Source organism: Promicromonospora sp. AC04 (genome assembly GCF_003058225.1).
Taxonomy (GTDB): domain Bacteria; phylum Actinomycetota; class Actinomycetes; order Actinomycetales; family Cellulomonadaceae; genus Promicromonospora.
On sequence record NZ_QBUG01000006.1, the window covers coordinates 368,183 to 384,321 of the forward strand.

At 74.1% G+C, this 16,139-nt stretch carries 16 protein-coding genes; 12 read left to right on the forward strand and 4 right to left on the reverse strand.

Annotation, left to right across the window (positions count from 1 at the left end; all coding sequences use genetic code 11):
• Positions 1 to 38: 38 nt before the first annotated feature.
• Positions 39 to 1,043, reverse strand: a complete 1,005-nt coding sequence (locus C8K30_RS18010) for an N-acetylmuramoyl-L-alanine amidase (protein ID WP_158281046.1) — start codon at positions 1,041 to 1,043, stop codon at positions 39 to 41.
• Between the two features lie 64 nt (positions 1,044 to 1,107).
• Between C8K30_RS18010 and C8K30_RS18015 the strand changes: the two genes are divergently transcribed.
• Positions 1,108 to 1,560: a GntR family transcriptional regulator gene (locus tag C8K30_RS18015; protein ID WP_369940368.1), complete on the forward strand. Its 453-nt coding sequence runs from the start codon at positions 1,108 to 1,110 to the stop codon at positions 1,558 to 1,560.
• A 12-nt stretch (positions 1,561 to 1,572) separates the two neighbouring features.
• On the opposite strand, the gene C8K30_RS18020 is transcribed toward C8K30_RS18015, so the two are convergent.
• Complete coding sequence (locus C8K30_RS18020; protein WP_108494261.1) at positions 1,573 to 2,514, reverse strand: D-2-hydroxyacid dehydrogenase family protein; 942 nt, start codon at positions 2,512 to 2,514, stop codon at positions 1,573 to 1,575.
• 156 nt (positions 2,515 to 2,670) lie between these two features.
• Between C8K30_RS18020 and C8K30_RS18025 the strand changes: the two genes are divergently transcribed.
• Positions 2,671 to 3,468, forward strand: a complete 798-nt coding sequence (locus C8K30_RS18025; RefSeq protein ID WP_108494262.1) for a DUF899 family protein — start codon at positions 2,671 to 2,673, stop codon at positions 3,466 to 3,468.
• Positions 3,469 to 3,557: 89 nt separating this feature from the next.
• Here C8K30_RS18025 and C8K30_RS18030 read toward each other — a convergent pair whose 3' ends face one another.
• A complete protein-coding gene (locus C8K30_RS18030; protein ID WP_108494263.1) occupies positions 3,558 to 3,761 on the reverse strand; it encodes a hypothetical protein in 204 nt (67 codons plus the stop codon).
• 130 nt (positions 3,762 to 3,891) lie between these two features.
• Between C8K30_RS18030 and C8K30_RS18035 the strand changes: the two genes are divergently transcribed.
• Both C8K30_RS18035 and C8K30_RS18040 read left to right on the forward strand, forming a co-directional pair.
• On the forward strand, positions 3,892 to 4,671 hold the full coding sequence (locus C8K30_RS18035) for an alpha/beta fold hydrolase (protein WP_108494264.1): 780 nt from the start codon (positions 3,892 to 3,894) through the stop codon (positions 4,669 to 4,671).
• A gap of 25 nt (positions 4,672 to 4,696) precedes the next feature.
• On the forward strand, positions 4,697 to 5,803 hold the full coding sequence (locus tag C8K30_RS18040; protein WP_108494265.1) for an FUSC family protein: 1,107 nt from the start codon (positions 4,697 to 4,699) through the stop codon (positions 5,801 to 5,803).
• On the opposite strand, the gene C8K30_RS18045 is transcribed toward C8K30_RS18040, so the two are convergent.
• The gene (locus tag C8K30_RS18045) at positions 5,769 to 6,827 is read right to left on the reverse strand and encodes an SGNH/GDSL hydrolase family protein (RefSeq protein ID WP_108494266.1); all 1,059 of its coding nucleotides are present in this window, start codon (positions 6,825 to 6,827) and stop codon (positions 5,769 to 5,771) included. The two genes, C8K30_RS18040 and C8K30_RS18045, sit on opposite strands and share 35 nt — an antisense overlap.
• Positions 6,828 to 7,157: 330 nt before the next feature.
• Between C8K30_RS18045 and C8K30_RS18050 the strand changes: the two genes are divergently transcribed.
• Genes C8K30_RS18050 through C8K30_RS18085 form a run of 8 tightly spaced genes read left to right on the forward strand, consistent with a single transcriptional unit; the run spans position 7,158 to position 16,067 of the window.
• Positions 7,158 to 8,222, forward strand: a complete 1,065-nt coding sequence (locus C8K30_RS18050) for a LacI family DNA-binding transcriptional regulator (protein WP_108494267.1) — start codon at positions 7,158 to 7,160, stop codon at positions 8,220 to 8,222.
• Positions 8,219 to 9,151, forward strand: coding sequence for an ABC transporter permease (locus tag C8K30_RS18055; protein ID WP_199230549.1), 933 nt, complete (start codon positions 8,219 to 8,221; stop codon positions 9,149 to 9,151). Before C8K30_RS18050 ends, C8K30_RS18055 begins: the two co-directional genes overlap by 4 nt.
• Positions 9,148 to 10,029, forward strand: a complete 882-nt coding sequence (locus C8K30_RS18060; protein WP_108494268.1) for an ABC transporter permease — start codon at positions 9,148 to 9,150, stop codon at positions 10,027 to 10,029. The genes C8K30_RS18055 and C8K30_RS18060 overlap by 4 nt, the downstream gene beginning before the upstream one ends.
• 48 nt (positions 10,030 to 10,077) lie before the next feature.
• Positions 10,078 to 11,595 carry an ABC transporter substrate-binding protein gene (locus C8K30_RS18065; RefSeq protein WP_108494269.1) on the forward strand — a complete coding sequence of 506 codons (1,518 nt, stop codon included), beginning with the start codon at positions 10,078 to 10,080 and terminating at the stop codon, positions 11,593 to 11,595.
• 41 nt (positions 11,596 to 11,636) lie between these two features.
• On the forward strand, positions 11,637 to 12,656 hold the full coding sequence (locus tag C8K30_RS18070) for an ABC transporter ATP-binding protein (RefSeq protein ID WP_199230550.1): 1,020 nt from the start codon (positions 11,637 to 11,639) through the stop codon (positions 12,654 to 12,656).
• Positions 12,653 to 13,447, forward strand: a complete 795-nt coding sequence (locus C8K30_RS18075) for an ATP-binding cassette domain-containing protein (RefSeq protein ID WP_108494271.1) — start codon at positions 12,653 to 12,655, stop codon at positions 13,445 to 13,447. The genes C8K30_RS18070 and C8K30_RS18075 overlap by 4 nt, the downstream gene beginning before the upstream one ends.
• On the forward strand, positions 13,447 to 15,117 hold the full coding sequence (locus tag C8K30_RS18080) for an FAD-dependent oxidoreductase (RefSeq protein WP_199230565.1): 1,671 nt from the start codon (positions 13,447 to 13,449) through the stop codon (positions 15,115 to 15,117). Before C8K30_RS18075 ends, C8K30_RS18080 begins: the two co-directional genes overlap by 1 nt.
• A complete protein-coding gene (locus C8K30_RS18085) occupies positions 15,117 to 16,067 on the forward strand; it encodes a dihydrodipicolinate synthase family protein (RefSeq protein ID WP_158281047.1) in 951 nt (316 codons plus the stop codon). Before C8K30_RS18080 ends, C8K30_RS18085 begins: the two co-directional genes overlap by 1 nt.
• The last annotated feature ends 72 nt before the right edge of the window (positions 16,068 to 16,139 follow it).

A 16,139-nucleotide genomic window follows, 5' to 3' on the forward strand; every position in this document is an offset into this window, starting at 1 on the left:
TTCTGCCGATCAGCCGCCACCTGCGGCCGCGAACCAGCTCAGATGCGGCCGTCGTTCAGGCGGCGCTGGAGGGCCATGACCGCACGGGACTCGCGGGAGATGATGCCGTCGACCGGCGTGCCCAGGTAGCGCTGGAGGGCGCGGATGGTCTGCGGGCCGATCTTGCCGTCGCGCGCCCCGGAGTCCATCCCGATCTTGGCCTGCAGGGCGGCGATCATGCGGGAGCCCTGCGCGTCGGAGACCCACTGCCAGCCGGTCGTCAGGCCCGGGTTGCCGTCCCGCCAGGCCACGCTCTGCGACGAGACGACGCCGTCGACGGTGGTGCCGAGCTCCTGCTGCACGCGGCGGGTGGTGGACGACCCCCAGAAGCCGTCGACCACGAGGCCACCGGGGTCGGGCGGGGGCGGGGTGGAGCCGTCCCCGTCGCGGATCTCGTCGAGGCGTGCGTACAGGTTCTTCCCGGGGCACGCGGTCTGCGAGACGTCGCGGTGGCCGCCCAGCGGCGCACCCTGGGTCCACCAGCGCTGCTTGCCCTCCCGGTAGATGGCGGCCGCGGTGGAGATCTGGGCGGCAGTGGGCTGGTTGGTCTCGTAGTTGCCCGCGAAGCAGATCGACCGCGAGGTGCTGTTGCGCCCGCCGGTGTGGGTGCCGCGGCGGTTCCAGCTCACGCCCTGGTAGGCCCGCCCGGACGGGAAGACGACCACGTTGTAGGAGATGCCGGTGCCGAACCGGGTCTGGCCCACGCTCTCCAGCGCCCGCATCTGCTCCTGCTCGGCGGCGATGCTCGCGCCGGCCGAGAGCTGGGCCGTGACCGAGTGGTGCACCCACACCTCGATGGCCAGGCCGGTCAGCGTCAGGTCGCCGTCCTGGTACCGCGCGCCCCAGGACGCGCGCGACGCGATGCTCACCGCGGTCGGCTCGACGTCGGTCGGCTCGACCTCGGTCGGCACCTCGCCGGCGGTCTCCCCCTGCGGCTCGTCGTCGGCAGCGAGCACCTCCAGCACGTTCCCCTCGTCGTCCTTGATCTCGTAAACCTCAGCCACGGTGCCCCCCAAAGTCCGGATATATCCTGCATGTCTATCATCGAGGGTAGGACAAGGCGACCCCATGGCGGGAGGTTCGTACCTGCCGCACGGGCTGTTCCCCGGGCACACGCGGGCCGGCCCGACGTCGGGCGATCTGGTCCGTCACGCTTGTACTGTGGCGAGCGTGATCAGCATCGACGCCGACTCCCCCGTCCCGCCGTACGAGCAGGTGCGCACCACGCTCGCCCAGCAGATGGCGGACCGCACGCTGCCGGTCGGCACCCGCCTCCCGACCGTGCGGGCGCTGGCGGCCGACCTCGGCATCGCGGTCAACACCGTGGCCCGCGCGTACCGCGAGCTGGAGGCGGCCGGGCTGGTCGAGACCCGCGGCCGGGCGGGGACGTTCGTCAGCGCGGCCGGCAACCAGCGCCTCGCCCTCGCCCGCGACGCCGCGGCGCAGTACGCGGAGACGGCCCGCGCGCTCGGCATCGGCCGGGCCGAGGCCCTGGAGATCGTCTCCGCGGCACTGCGGTAGCGGCCGGGCCGGTCAGCCGAGCACGCGCACCGGGCTGCCCGCCGCCCAGGCGGCGATGTCCTCGACAGCCTGCGGGAAGAACGTGGCGTAGGTGTCCTGCGTGACGTAGCCGAGGTGCGGCGTAAGGACGGTGCGCGGCGCCGAGCGCAGCGGGTGGTCCGCGGGCAGCGGCTCGACGTCGTACACGTCCAGGCCCGCGCCGCCGATGCGGCCGGCGTGCAGGGCCTCCAGCAGCGCGCCGGTGTCCACGAGCGGGCCGCGCGAGGTGTTGATCAGGAACGCCGTCGGCTTCATGCGCGCCAGGTCGTCCCGGCCGACGATCCCGACGCTGCGCGGGCTCAGCTTGTAGTGCACCGTGACGACGTCGGCGGTCGCGAACAGCTCCTCCTTGGCCACCGCGTGCACGCCCGCCTCGGCCGCGACAGCGGGGTCGAGGTGGGCGCTCCAGGCCACGACGTCCATCCCGAACGCCGCACCGATGCGCGCGACCTGGGTGCCCAGCCGCCCCAGTCCCACCACCCCGAGCGTGCGCCCGGCCAGGTCGGTCCCGATCGTGTGCTGCCAGCCGCCCGCGCGCAGGCGCGCGTCCTCCTGCGGCACGTGCCGCGCCACGGCCAGGATCAGCGCCCAGGTCAGCTCCGGCGTGGCCGACGACGGCGAGTCCGTCCCGCACACCACGACATCCCGGGCGCGGGCCGCGTCCAGGTCGATCGACGCGTTCGCCCGCCCGGTCGTCACCAGGAGCCGCAGGTCGGGCAGCGCATCGAGCACGGCGGCGCTGAACGGCGTCCGCTCGCGCATTGCGACGACGACGTCGACCCCGGCGAGGGCCACCGCGAGCGCCGCCGGGTCGTCGATGTGCTCGGGGTGGAAGGCGACGTCGGCCCCGAGGCTGTCCCAGTCGGCGAAGCGGTGGGCGGCCTGCTGGTAGTCGTCGAGGACAGCGATGCGCATGCGCCTCAGCCTAGGTCTCGCGTCCGAGATTTCTTTCGGGGCCGGCTGTCGTTCTCCTGCCGGCCTGTTCGTCGTCCTGGTGGGCGGCCGACCGATGAGCTTCTGCGTGGCCGGTCGTCGGTACTCCGGCAACCACGTCGAAACGAGGAGAGCGTCATGACCGCAACACACGAGAGCAACGTCGGCCAGGACAGCACGGCCGCCGTCCCGCCCGTCGTCGGCCGGGAGGCCTGGCAGGCCGCCCGCGACGAGCTGCTGGCCCGGGAGAAGGCGCACACCCGGGAGGGCGACGCGATCGCCGCGGCCCGGCGCCGGCTGCCGATGACGGAGGTCGACGCGACGGCCACCGTCGTCGGGCGGGACGGGCCGACGACGCTGCTGGACCTGTTCGAGGGGCGCGAGGAGCTGGTCGTCTACAAGCACATGTGGCACCTGGGCAAGCCGATCCAGAACCAGTGCGAGGGGTGCACCCTTACCTACTTCGCGGTGCAGAACCCGGCCTACCTGAATGCCCGCGGGGTGTCGTTCGCGGTGTTCGCGAAGGGGCCGTACGAGGAGCTCGCGCCGTTCGTCGAGTTCATGGGCTACCCGGAGCACTGGTACTCGGTCCTGGACATCGAGGAGCCGATCCTGGGCGGTGACGTGTTCGAGGACTTCGGCACCTGGGTGGTCTTCCTGCGTCAGGGCGACCGCGTGTTCCTCACCTACCGGAACACCGGCCGGGGCTGCGAGGTGACCATGCCGGCCCTCGCGCTGCTCGACATGACGCCCCGTGGCCGCCAGGAGGCCTGGCAGGACTACCCCGAGGGCTGGCCGGAGGGCAGGGCGCCGGGCTGGTTCTGGCGCGCTGACGAGGACGGCGTCGGGAACAGCTGGACCGGCGGCCGGCCGACCATCCAGTGGACCCGCCCGGGGGCGACGCCGGTGGCCGCGGGCGAGCACCACCACCACTGAACGGCGCTGGGTCCGAAGCCCTGGGGCGCCGGTGTCTGGCCGAACTCGGGGGGCCGGGCTCAACACGGACCCCTTCAGGTCAGCCCACGTCAGCGCAGGTCCGCGCGGATCGCCGCGCGGACCCGCGCCGAGCGCGATCCCACCCGGTTGGTGGCACCCGTCCGGTAGCCGCGCGCCTGCTGGTCGGCGTGCACGCCGGCCGCGCCCGAGCGGGCGTGCTCGGCGCACTCACGCACCGCCTCGATCGGGAGCGCGTGCTTGTACCTGGTGCGGTTCTTCTTGTTGCTGCTCACGCGTCTCACCTCCAGTTGTGCGTCAGCGACGCCCGACCGTACCGGCCGGGCCCGTACGCAGTCAGCGGATTTTCGCCGCGTTCCGTTCCAGCGCCGTGGTGCCGCCCGCCCGCTCGGCATACTTGCGCAGATGACCACCGCACCGCTGCACCCGGTCCGCCACGTCGACGTCGGCCACACCGACACCCGCCGCGCCGACGGCGCACAGCTGCGCCTCGCCTATCGCGAGGCCGGCGACCCCGACGCACCCGTGCTGCTCCTGCTGCATGCCCTCGGCGAGAGCTCCCTGTCCTGGGACCCCCTGCTGGACGACCTCGCAGCCCTCGGCTACCGCGCGCTCGCGCTCGACGCGCGCGGCCACGGCGACAGCGACCGGCCCGGCGAGTACACCTACGAGCTGATGACGGCCGACACGCTCGCCTTCTGCGACGTGCTGGCGCCGACGCCGGGTGGCATCGCGATCGTCGGGCACTCGATGGGGGCCGTCACGGCCGCACTGGTGACCACCGCCCTGACCGTTCCCCCGACCGGCGACCGGTCCGACACCTTCCCCGGACGTGTGACGCGGCTCGTCCTGGAGGACGCCACCCCGACCCGGCCGGGCGGGCCGCGGTTCGAGCCGTTCGACGAGCCGGACCACCCGGTCCCGTTCGACTGGCCGCTCGTCAACGCCCTGCGGGCCCAGCGCAGCGACCCGCCCCCGGCCTGGTGGTCCGAGGCGCTCAAGATCGAGGCGCCGGTCCTCGTCGTCGCGGGCGGGCCGACGAGCAACGTCGACCAGGCGGACCTCAAGGACTTCGCCGCGGGCGTCGCCGACGGCCGGCTCGTCGAGATCCCGGTGGGCCACATGGTGCACGACGAGGCACCCGCCGAGTTCCTCGCCGCGGTAGCCGAGTTCCTCCGCCCGTAGCCCCTCATGGGAGGATGCGGGGGACATGAACGCTCGGCCCCTGCTCCCCCACCTGCGCCGGATGCTGCACGTGGGACCGTACGGCGGAGAGCTTCCCGTAGCCCTGCGCGCCGCCGCCTCGGTAGCCGTGCCGATGCTCGTGCTCTGGGCGACCGGCCATCTCGAATGGTCCCTCTACGCGACGTTCGGCGCCTTCACCAGCCTGTTCGGGCGCACGGTACCGATCCGGGCGCGCCTGCTCATGCAGGTCCAGGCCGGCGGCGTCCTGGTGGCGTCGGTGCTGCTCGGCACCCTGATCGCCGTCCTGAGCCCGACGGCGTCCGCCGCCGGCTGGGTGGTGGTCCCCGTCGCCGCGGTCTGGGCCACCGCCGTCGCGATCCTGTCCCATCGGCTGCGCTGGCATCCGCCCGGGCCGCTGTTCCCCGTGTTCGCGCTGGGCGCCTGCTCGTCCGTGCCGGTCGGGCCGGACCGGCTGCCGGTCGCGCTGGCCGTCACGGTCGTCGCCGCGCTGTTCGCGCTCGCGCTGACCGCCGCGATCGCCCGGTTCGAGAGCGGCGCAGCCGCCGCGCCGACGCCGGCTCGCCCGCCCGCCCCCGCGTCGGCGTCCGCCCCAGCGCAGGCTCCCGCCCCCGCGCATGCTCCCGCGGGCAGATCAGGACCAGCGCCCGAATGGACGCTGTCCCACTACCTCGTGCGGTACGCCATGGGGGTCGCCGTGGCCGGCGCGATCGCCACCGCCGTCGGGCATCCCTACTGGGCGATGGTGGCCGCGGTGGTACCCATGTCGGCGCCCGACGCCGCCGGGCGGCTGACCCGGGCGGCCCAGCGCCTCGCCGGCACCCTGGTCGGCGTCGTCATCGCGTGGGTGCTGCTGACGGCGGCGCCACCACCGCTGGTCGTCATAACGATCGCCGCGCTGCTCCAGGCCGGCGCCGAACTGTACGTGGGGCGGAACTACGGCGTGGCCATGCTGTTCATCACGCCGCTCGCGCTGTCGATGGCCCAGCTCGCGAACCCCGTGCCCGTGGGCGAGCTCGTCGCGGACCGCGCCCTGGACACGCTGGTGGGCGTCGCCGTCGCCGTGGTGATCACGCTGCTCACCCACGAGCGCCGTCAGGACCCGGAGGGCTGAAGCCGGCGCGGGTTCGGGCCAGGAGCAGGTCCCGCACCGCCGGGGCGACCACCGACGCCATGTGCTCGTAGCCCGCGGGGCCCGGGTGCAGGCCGTCGTCGAGCAGGTGCGCGTGCTCCGGCCCGAGCACCGACCGGCCGTCGAGCAGGTGCAGGTCCGGGTCGCCGTGCGCGACCAGCAGCCCGACGGCGTCCGCCACCCGGTCGCGTACCTGCTCCAGGGTCAGGCCCGCGCGGCCGACAACAGCCTCCCGCCGGGGTGACGCCACGGGCGAGACGACCAGCACCGGCACGCCCGGATGCCCGTCCCGGACCGTGCTCAGGAACCCCAGCAGCGCCGGGAGCAACGAGCGCGCGCTGAACGTGCCCGCGCCGTACACGTTGATGCCGAGGCAGGCCACGACGACGTCGGCGGGCAGGTCCCGCACTACCCGCGCGACCATCGGGTCCAGCTGCGCCTCGCCCGCGAAGCCGAGGCACGTCAGGTCCAGGCCGAGCTCGCGCGCCACCAGCGCGGGCCACGTCCGCGCGGGCGACGCCGCCTGACGGCACTGCGTCAGCGAGCTCCCGTACGCCACGAACCGGGGCCGACGCCGAACCGGGTCGCCCGGCGCCGCGGCCCCCGCCCACACTCGCGCCCCGTCCTCGACCGCCACGCTCACCAGCCGGAACGTCCCGAACTGCGGCAGCCACAGCTCGACCCGCTTGTCCCCGGGCGGCAGGTCCAGGACAAAGCTCCCGCCCGGGCCGACCGGCGCGGAGGCGACGATCGCACCGTCGACCACGGCGTCAAGCGGCACCTCGACGCCCTGGACCGCTGCCCGCCCGGCGAGCACCCGGGCGTCGGTGCGCAGCACCACCCGCACCCCGGCGGGCATCGCCGCGCGCGTGCGCAGGGCGCCGCCGGGGAACAGCCCGATCCGGTCGTGCGGCAGCCGCCAGGCCCGCGACCAGCCCGGCGCATGCTCGACGGAGACGGCGCCTTCCCAAGCCAGGACGTCGTCGTCCGCCCGGATCTCGCGCATCACACCCTCGTTCCGTCGAGCCAGACCCCCTGCCCGCCACCCCCCGCCCCCCAAGACCGACCCGCAAGTTCCTCACCCATACCGGCGTCGAGCCGGAAGTTGCGTGTTGATCCCGGCAGCGATCGACAGGTTACTTTCGGCTCGGCGGCGGCCGAGACCGGCCGGCCTCCGGCCGAGACGGCCAGCCATCGATTCGCCGGGTGAATCACGCGAGATAGGGCCGCATTCTCTTGACGCCCCACATCCCGATCAATATTGTGACCGTCTCGGTGCTTTAATACGTATTAGAGATTCTACCGGCGATGGCGCCGGTCACCCAAGGAGTCCGCGATGAGCCAACGACGGCGCCCCACCCAGGTGGACATCGCGCGAGCCGCAGGCGTCTCGCAGGCGACCGTCTCCCTGGTGGTCAGCGGCGGCCCGGCGAGCGGCCAGGTCGCCGAGCAGACCCGCAGGGCGGTGCTCGACGCCGCCGCGGAGCTCGGCTACACCGTCAACGCCGCGGCCCGCAGCCTCAAGGGCGGCCGCAACCGGATGCTCGGCCTGTACACGTTCGAGGCCGTCTTCCCGGTGGACCAGCGGGACTTCTACTTCCCGTTCCTGCTCGGCGTCGAGGAGGCCACCGCAGAGTTCGGGTACGACCTGCTGCTGTTCAGCTCCGTCGGCACGGGCAAGCGCCGCATCTACTCCGGCGGCATCAACCGGCTCAAGGTCGCCGACGGCTGCGTCCTCCTGGGCCGGCATATCGACCACGCCGATCTCGCGGACCTGGTCCGCGAGGACTTCCCCTTCGTCTTCGTCGGACGGCGCGAGCTGCCCGGGACCGAGCTCTCCTACGTCGCCCCGGACTACGTGGGCGCGACACGTGACATGGTGCGCCGCCTGACCGGCGTCGGGCACCGGCGCCTCGCCTACCTGCGGCCCGCCGACCACCAGGAGCCCACGCGCGACCGCGAGGACGGGTTCCGCGCCGGCCTCGCCGACGCCGGCCTGCCGGACCAGCCGATCCACGAGATCCCTGACGACGCCGACCTCGCCGCCACCGACGCCCGCCTGGCCGCCCTGCTCGACGAATGGCTGGCCGACGACGTCACCGCGCTCCTGGTCGAGCCCAGCGAGGACGACCAGGCGATCGCCGCCCTGGAGCGGGTCGCCACCGAGGCCGGGGTGCGTATCCCCGATGACCTCTCCGTCGCCCTGCTCGGCGACCCCGCGCCCAGCGGCGCCGGGCGCGCGACCGGCCGGAACTGGACCCGCTTCACGCTCCCCCGCGAGGACATGGGCCGCGCGGCCGTCGGCCTCCTGCTCGAGCTCCTGGAGGCCGACGACGGCCCGCGCCGGCTCTCGGTGGCGTGCACCGCGGTCGACGGCGACTCGGTCGGCAGGCCGCGATGATGCTCTCCTTCCTGCTGCGGCGCCTCGCGGTCGGGCTGTTCACGATCTGGGGCGTCCTCACCGCCGTCTTCCTGATCGTGCGCCTCGCGCCGGGCGACCAGGCCACCGTCGCCCTGGGGCCCGACGCCGCGCCCGAGCAGCTCGCCGAGCTGCGGCACACCCTGGGCCTGGACCGGCCGGTGCTCGTCCAGTACCTCTCGTTCCTCGGAGACGCGGTCCGCGGCGACTTCGGCGAGTCCTACCGGTACGGGCGCCCCGCCATGGACGCGGTGCTGGAACGGTTCCCCGCCACCGTCACGCTCACGCTGGCGGCCACCGTCATCGCGATAGTCGTCGGGATAGTGCTCGGCGTGGTGGCCGGGCACCGGCCCGGCAGCCTGGTCGACCGCACGACGTCGGCGGCCACGCTGGGGCTGCAGGCCCTGCCGCCGTTCTGGGTCGGGATCATGCTGATCCTCGTCCTCGCGCTGTGGCTGCGGCTCCTGCCGAGCGCCGGCGGCGGAGACCTGGAGCACCTGATCCTGCCCGCGGTCACCCTCGCCATCCCGTTCACGGCGCTGGTCGGCCGGATCACGCGCAGCGGCGTCGCCGAGACCATGTCCGAGGCGTTCGTGCGCACTGCGCGGTCCAAGGGCCTGACCGAGCGCGAGGTGCTGACCGGGCACGTCCTGAAGAACTCGCTGGTCCCGGTCGTCACGGTCGTCGGGCTCCAGGTCGGCACGCTGCTCGGCGGCGCCGTCGTCATCGAGACGGTGTTCGCCTGGCCAGGGCTCGGCAACCTGCTCGTCGGTGCCGTGGGCAACCGCGACTACGCGGTGGTGCAGGCCGCGACCGTGCTGATCGCCCTCTGCGTCATCGTGCTCAACCTGGCCGCCGACCTCGCCTATGCCCGCCTCGACCCGCGCATCCGGCTGGAGGCGCGCCGATGAGACTCTCGCGCCAGGTGGGCGGCCCCGTTCGCGGCTCAGCAGGCGGCCCGGTCCGCGGCTCCGTCGGCAGCTCCGTCGGCGCCTACCTGATCTACGCGATCATCGGCGTCTACGTGCTCGCCGCGATCGCCGGCCCGTACCTCGTGCCGTACGACCCGGTGGCCACCGTGGTCACCGAGCGGCTCCTGCCGCCCGGCGCGCCCACGGCGGCCGGCACCGCCTGGCTGGGCACCGACGGCGTCGGCCGGGACGTGCTCGCGCAGGTGGTGCACGGGGCGCGCACCTCCCTGACGATCGGCGTCGTCGTGGTGCTGCTGTGCAGCCTGGTGGGCGTGGCCCTCGGCGCGGTCGCCGGCTACGCGGGCGGGTTCGCCGACGTCGCCGTGGCCCGCACCATCGACGTGCTCATGGCCTTCCCCGGCATCCTGCTCGCCATAGTGATCGCGGGCCTCCTCGACCGCGGCGTCGACGTCGTGATCATCGCCCTCTCGGTGGCGGGCTGGATCGGGTTCGCCCGGCTGTCCAGGAGCGTCGCCCTGTCCGTCCGCGAGCGCGACTGGGTCGACGCCGCCCGGATCATGGGCGTGCGCACGCCCGCCGTCCTCGGCCGGCACGTCGTCCCGTTCCTCGCGGGGCCCGTCGTCGCGCTCGCCACGATGGAGCTCGCCTCCGTCGTCCTCTCCGAGGCGGCCCTCAGCTTCCTCGGCCTCGGCCTGCCCCCGTACGTCGTGTCCTGGGGCCAGAGCATCGCGAGCGGCAAGGAGTACCTCGCCACGGCGTGGTGGATCTCGGCCTTCCCAGGCATCGCGCTCACCGTCCTGGTCGTCTGCATCGGCCTGGTCGGGGACCGCCTCACCAAGCGCTTCGCCCAACGCTGACCGCAGCGCCGAACGCGCAGCACCCACCTCACCCGGAAGGAACGAGCGATGAAGCTCAACACCCGGCGAGCGGTACCTGCCCTCGCCCTCACCTTCACCCTTCTGACCGCCGCGGCCTGTGGTAGCACCAGCCCCGGCAACGACGACGGCGACGACGCCGCGGGCGGCACCGTCACCGCGGCCGGTCCCATCCCGATCGAGAACCTCGACCCGCACGGCCCGTCCAGCATGGACGCCGGGACGCAGCTCGCGGCCCGCGCCCTGTTCAGCCAGCTCGTGGTCAGCACCGGCCCGGGCGAGTTCACCGGCGACCTGGCCACCGGGTGGGAGCCGAACGACGACACCAGCCAGTGGACGTTCACGCTGCGCGACGGCGTGGAGTTCTCCGACGGGGAGCCGGTCGACGCCGACGCCGTCGTCGCCTCCTTCGAGCGGGTCCAGGAGCTGCAGGGCCCGCTGGCCGGCAACTTCGTGGACTACCAGGTGGAGGCGCCGGACGCCACGACAGTGGTGTTCGACGCCGGCAAGCCGGACGCCTCGTTCGTCGCGAAGATCTCGTCGTTCTTCGTCACCCCGGCCGACGTCGACGACGCGTTCTTCCAGGAGCCCGTGGGCTCCGGGCCGTTCGTCGTGGAGTCGTTCACGCCCGGCCAGGAGCTGCGGATGACGCCGAACCCGACGTACTGGGACGGCGCCCCGGCGCTGCAGGAGCTGGTCTTCCAGTCGATCCCCGAGGTCTCGGCCCGCATGACGGCGCTGCAGACCGGCGAGGTCGACGTCACCTGGGCCATGCCCGACGACCAGATCGCCGCCCTGCAGGGCGACACCTCGATCACGGTGGAGGACGTGGAGAGCCCCGGCGTCGTCACCATGTGGATGAACAGCGGCGAGGAGAGCCTCGAGGAGGCCGCCGTGCGCCGCGCCCTGTGGCAGGCGGTCGACTTCGACGAGATCACCGCGTCGCTGTTCCCCGAGACGGGCACCCCCGCGGACTCCGTCGTCAGCCCGGTGGTGCTGGGCTACGCGCCGCAGGAGCCGGTGGCCTACGACCCGGACGCCGCAAAGGCGGCCCTCGACGCGGCCGGGTTCGACTACGACACCAAGCTCCGGCTGCAGTTCTCGCAGCCGCAGTTCCGGCAGCTCGCGCAGGCCGTGGCCTCCGACCTGGCCGAGATCGGCGTCCAGGTCGAGCCGCTGGAGAAGGAGCAGGCGGTGTTCCTGGAGGACCTGCTGGCGCTGAAGTGGGACATCAACCTGCAGCAGGTCGGCTCGCAGGGGTACGACGCCGCCACGAACCTCGGGCGCCTGTACCCGTGCGCGGCGGGCCGCACCGGCTACTGCAACGAGGAGCTCGACACGCTGCTCGCCGACGCCGAGGCGACCAGCGACACCGCCGAGCGGGAGGACCTCTACGCGCAGGCCACGAAGATCATCTGGGACGACGCCGTGGGCATGTACCCGATGTTCGTCGGCATGCCGTACGCGTGGCGCACGAGCGTCCAGGGCTTCGAGCCGGCCGGGGACAGCCTGCCGTACTTCACGCACGTGACGAACTCCGAGGGCTGACGACAACGGCTGACGACGAGGGCTCACCGAAGGAGATGAACGTGGCCGACCACACCAGCGTCGCGGGTCCCGCCCTGGCGCCCGCGGACCAGCGCACCACCCCGATGCTCGAGGTGACCGGGCTCGAGGTCGGGCTGCCCGCGGGGGCAGTGGTCGACCGGGTCTCCTTCACCGTGCCGGCCGGGCGCACCACCGGCCTGATCGGCGAGTCCGGCAGCGGCAAGACAATGACGGCGATGGCCGTCGTCGGGCTGCTGCCGGAGGCCGCCGTCGCCTCCGGCGAGGTGCGGTGGAAGTCCCAGGACCTGCTCGCCGCGACCGAGCGGCGGCGGCGGCAGGTGCGCGGCCGGGAGATCGGCGTCGTGTTCCAGGACCCGTCCGCGGCGCTCAACCCGATCCAGACCGTGGAGCGCCAGGTGGGCGAGATCCTGCGGCGCGACGGCCTGCCGCGCGCCCAGGTCCGCGCCCGCGTGCTGGAGCTGCTGGCGCGCGTGGGCCTGCCCGAGCCGGAGCGGCAGGCCGGCTCGTACCCGCACGAGCTGTCGGGGGGCATGCGCCAGCGCGTCATGATCGCGATCGCCCTGGCCGGGCGGCCCGAGCTGATCATCGCCGACGAGCCGACCACCGCGCTCGACGTCACCACCCAGGCGCGGATCCTGGCGCTGCTCGCGGACCTGCGGGAGCGCGAGGGCCTGGCCATGATCCTGGTCAGCCACGACCTGCGGGTCATGGCGCACGTCGCCGACGAGGTGGTGGTGATGTACGCGGGCCGGGTCTGCGAGCAGGGCCCGGCGCGCGCGGTGCTGGACCGCCCGTTCCACCCGTACACGCGCGCGCTCGCGGGCAACGTACCGGCCGTCACCAGCCGGACGGCGATCGCCGAACCGCTCCCGGGCGCGCCCGCCAGCCCGTTCGACCGGCCGTCCGGGTGCCCGTTCCACCCCCGCTGCCCGATGGCGCGGGACCGCTGCGCCGTCGAGGTCCCGGCCCTGCGCGAGATCACCGAGGAGGAGCCGGGCCGGCTCAGCGCCTGCCACTTCGCGAAGGAGGTCTCCCCATGAGCGTGCTCGAGATCCGCGGCCTGCGTGTCGCGTTCGCCGCGCCCCGCCGGTCGGTCCGCGAGCGCCGCACCACCGTGCAGGCGGTCGACGGCGTGGACCTCGACGTCGGCGCGCGCGAGACGGTGGCGCTGGTGGGCGAGTCGGGCTCGGGCAAGTCGACGGTGGCCCGGTGCGTGCTGGGGCTGGTGACGCCGCAGGGGGGCGGCATCAGCTTCGAGGGTCGGCCGCTGGGGCCGATCGGGAAGCGGTCGCCGGAGCTGCACCGTGCGGTGCAGATGGTGTTCCAGGACCCGGGCTCGTCGCTGAACCCGCGGATGACCGTGGGGGCGATAGTGCGCGAGGCGTGGCGGGTGCACCCGTCGGTGGCGCCGGCCGGGGACCAGCGGGCGGCGCTGGCGCGGGTGCTGTCCGACGTCGGGCTGGACGCGGGGGTGGCCGACCGGCGGCCGTCGGCGCTGTCGGGCGGGCAGAAGCAGCGGGTGAGCATCGCGCGGGCGCTGGCGCTGCGGCCGCGCCTGCTGGTGTGCGACGAGGCGGTCTCGGCGCTGGACGTGTCGGTGCAGTCGCAGATCCTGCGGCTGCTGGTGGACCTGCGGGACGAGCACGACCTGTCGGTCCTGTTCATCACGCACGACCTCGCGGTGGTGCGGCAGATCGCCGACCGGGTGGCCGTGATGCACCGCGGGGTGCTGGTCGAGGACACCTCGGCGGAGCAGCTCTTCACCGCGCCGCAGCACCCGTACACGCGGGGGCTGCTGCGGGCCGCACACGACCTGGAGGGGGTGGCGTGATGGGCGCGCGGGGGCTGGGCGGGCAGGAGCTGGGCGTGCCTGCGGCGGGCGGGCGGGAGCTGGGCGCCGAGGTGCTGGTCGTGGGCGGCGGCGCGGGCGGGGTCGCCGCCGCTCTGGCCGCGCTGCGGCGGGGCCGCGCCGTGGTGCTCACCGAGGAGACGGACTGGCTGGGCGGGCAGCTCAGCGCGCAGGGTGTGCCGCCGGACGAGCACCCGTGGATCGAGCAGTTCGGCTGCACGCAGTCCTACCGGGCGTTCCGCGAGGGCGTGCGGCAGTACTACCGCACCTGGTATCCGCTGACGGCGGCGGCCCGCCAGGTAGTGGACCTGAACCCGGGCCTGGGCCGGGTCAGCCGCCTGTGCTACGAGCCCCGGGTCGCGGCGGCGGTGCTGGACGCGATGGTGGCCCCGTACCTGTCCTCGGGCCGGCTGCGGATCCTGTTCGAGCACCGCCCGGTGGCGGCGCGGACCGATCGCGACCGGGTGGAGGCCGTCACCCTGGAGGGTCCGGACGGTGCCCTGGTGACGGTCGCCGCGCCGTACGTGCTGGACGCCACGGAGCTGGGCGACGTGCTGCCGCTGGCCGGCGTCGAGCACGTCACGGGGTTCGAGTCGGCGGCCGAGACCGGGGAGCCGAGCGCCCCCGACGTCGCGCAGCCGGGCAACCAGCAGGCGTTCTCGTGGGTGTTCGCGATCGAGCACCGCGAGGGCGAGGACCACACGATCGACCGGCCGGAGCAGTACGAGTTCTGGCACGACTTCCGGCCGGCCGGCTGGCCGGACCGCATGCTCAGCCTCACCGCGCCCGACCCGCGCACGCTGGAGCCGCTGGTCCGGACGTTCGTGCCGCACGCGCACGACGGCCCGGTCGTGGCCGACCAGAGCGCCGACCCCGGCGACCGGGACCTGTGGCTGTTCCGCCGCGTGGTGGCCCGCGAGCAGTTCGAGGCCGGGTTCGCCGCGAGCGACGTCACGCTCGTCAACTGGCCCATGATCGACTACCTGCCCGGCCCGCTGGTGGGCCCGGCGTCCGACCCCGTGCCCGACGCCGAGCGCGAGAAGCATCTCGCGGGGGCCCGGCAGCAGTCGCTGAGCATGCTCTACTGGCTGCAGACCGAGGCGCCCCGGCCCGACGGGGGCACGGGCTGGCCGGGCCTGCGACTGCGGCCGGACGTGCTGGGCAGCCCGGACGGGCTCGCCAAGGCGCCGTACGTGCGCGAGTCGCGGCGTATCCGGGCCCGCACCACGGTGCTGGAGCAGGACCTGTCGCTGACGGTCCGCGGCGACGCCGGGGCCGTGGCCTACCCCGACTCGGTGGGCGTGGGCATGTACCGGATCGACCTGCACCCCAGCACCGGCGGGGACAACTACCTGGACGTCCCGTCCAGCCCGTTCCAGATCCCGCTCGGCGCGTTGCTGCCCGTCCGGGTGCGCAACCTGCTGGCTACGGGCAAGAACATCGGCACCACGCACATCACCAACGGCTGCTACCGGCTGCACCCGGTCGAGTGGAACGCCGGGGAGGCGGCCGGGGCGCTGGCCGCGCACTGCCTGGCATGCGGCCTGGAGCCCGCGCAGGTGCACGGCGACGCCGGGCTGCTCGCAGCGTTCCAGGCCGAGCTGGTCGCCGACGGGTTCGAGCTCGCCTGGCCCGAGATCAGGGGGTACTGATGCTGACCGGGACCCCGCTCCTGACCGGCGTGACCGTGCCGCTGGTGACCCCCATGGAGCCGGGCGGACGCCCGTCGGCCGAGCGCTCCACCCGCCTCCTGGACGCCCTGTACGCGCACGGCGTGCGCACCCTCATGCTGCTCGGCAGCAACGGCGAGGGCCCGCTGGTGCCGGCGTCCGACGTCGGCCCGTTCACCGCGGGAGTGATCGCCCGCTGGCGGGAGCTGGGCGTGGCCGCCGGGCCGGAGCCCGGGCGAGAGCACGGGCGGCAGTCCGCGGGCATCGTCACGGTGAACGTCACCGCCGCGGGCACGCTCGACGTCCTCGCGCGGGCCGACGCCGCCGCCGCGGCGGGCGCGGACGCGCTGGTGCTCAGCCCGCCGATCTACTTCCACCACCGCGCCGACGAGGTGGTGGCGCACTACGCGGCCCTGGCCGCCGTCGGCCTGCCCGTCGTGGCCTACAACGCGCCCCGGTACAGCAACCCGATCACGCCGGGGCTCGCCGACGCGCTGGCGGACCTGGACCACGTGGTCGGCATCAAGGACAGCTCCGGCGACCTGGCGCTGCTGGAGCACCTGGTGGGGATCTCGGCGCGCCGGCCGGGCTTCGCCGTCGGGCAAGGGGCCGAGACCCAGCTCGCCGCCGCCCTGGACCTCGGCGCGCACGGCATAGTGCCCGGCGTCGGCAACATCGCGCCCGGGCCCGCGCTCGCGCTGGTGGCCGCGCACCGCGCGGGCGAGACCGCCGAGGTCGCCCGCCTGCAGCAGGTGCTGACCGACCTGACGGGCCTGCACAAGGTGCGCCCGGGGACGCCGTCGATCAAGACGGTGCTCGCCCGGCGCGGGCTGTGCCCGCCGCACGTGGCGCCGCCCCTGCTCGCCTGCGACCCGGGCGAGCGGGCGGCGCTGCGCGCCTTCGTCACGCCGTTCGAGGAGCACCTCATCTGAGTCGCCCTCACGAGCTCCGTCCGTACCCGCTCTGCCGGTACCCGCTCTCTTACCCGCTCTTTCTTGCCCGCT

What these genes read in the sequence shown, in the direction of transcription:
- C8K30_RS18020 (WP_108494261.1), bottom strand. Translation starts at nt 2,514, where the DNA reads ATGCGCATCGCTGTCCTCGACGACTACCAGCAGGCCGCCCACCGCTTC.
- C8K30_RS18035 (WP_108494264.1), top strand. Translation starts at nt 3,892, where the DNA reads ATGACCACCGCACCGCTGCACCCGGTCCGCCACGTCGACGTCGGCCAC.
- C8K30_RS18025 (WP_108494262.1), top strand. Translation starts at nt 2,671, where the DNA reads ATGACCGCAACACACGAGAGCAACGTCGGCCAGGACAGCACGGCCGCC.
- C8K30_RS18040 (WP_108494265.1), top strand. Translation starts at nt 4,697, where the DNA reads ATGAACGCTCGGCCCCTGCTCCCCCACCTGCGCCGGATGCTGCACGTG.
- C8K30_RS18050 (WP_108494267.1), top strand. Translation starts at nt 7,158, where the DNA reads ATGAGCCAACGACGGCGCCCCACCCAGGTGGACATCGCGCGAGCCGCA.
- C8K30_RS18045 (WP_108494266.1), bottom strand. Translation starts at nt 6,827, where the DNA reads ATGCGCGAGATCCGGGCGGACGACGACGTCCTGGCTTGGGAAGGCGCC.
- C8K30_RS18080 (WP_199230565.1), top strand. Translation starts at nt 13,447, where the DNA reads ATGGGCGCGCGGGGGCTGGGCGGGCAGGAGCTGGGCGTGCCTGCGGCG.
- C8K30_RS18060 (WP_108494268.1), top strand. Translation starts at nt 9,148, where the DNA reads ATGAGACTCTCGCGCCAGGTGGGCGGCCCCGTTCGCGGCTCAGCAGGC.
- C8K30_RS18055 (WP_199230549.1), top strand. Translation starts at nt 8,219, where the DNA reads ATGATGCTCTCCTTCCTGCTGCGGCGCCTCGCGGTCGGGCTGTTCACG.
- C8K30_RS18075 (WP_108494271.1), top strand. Translation starts at nt 12,653, where the DNA reads ATGAGCGTGCTCGAGATCCGCGGCCTGCGTGTCGCGTTCGCCGCGCCC.
- C8K30_RS18085 (WP_158281047.1), top strand. Translation starts at nt 15,117, where the DNA reads ATGCTGACCGGGACCCCGCTCCTGACCGGCGTGACCGTGCCGCTGGTG.
- C8K30_RS18065 (WP_108494269.1), top strand. Translation starts at nt 10,078, where the DNA reads ATGAAGCTCAACACCCGGCGAGCGGTACCTGCCCTCGCCCTCACCTTC.
- C8K30_RS18015 (WP_369940368.1), top strand. Translation starts at nt 1,108, where the DNA reads ATGGCGGGAGGTTCGTACCTGCCGCACGGGCTGTTCCCCGGGCACACG.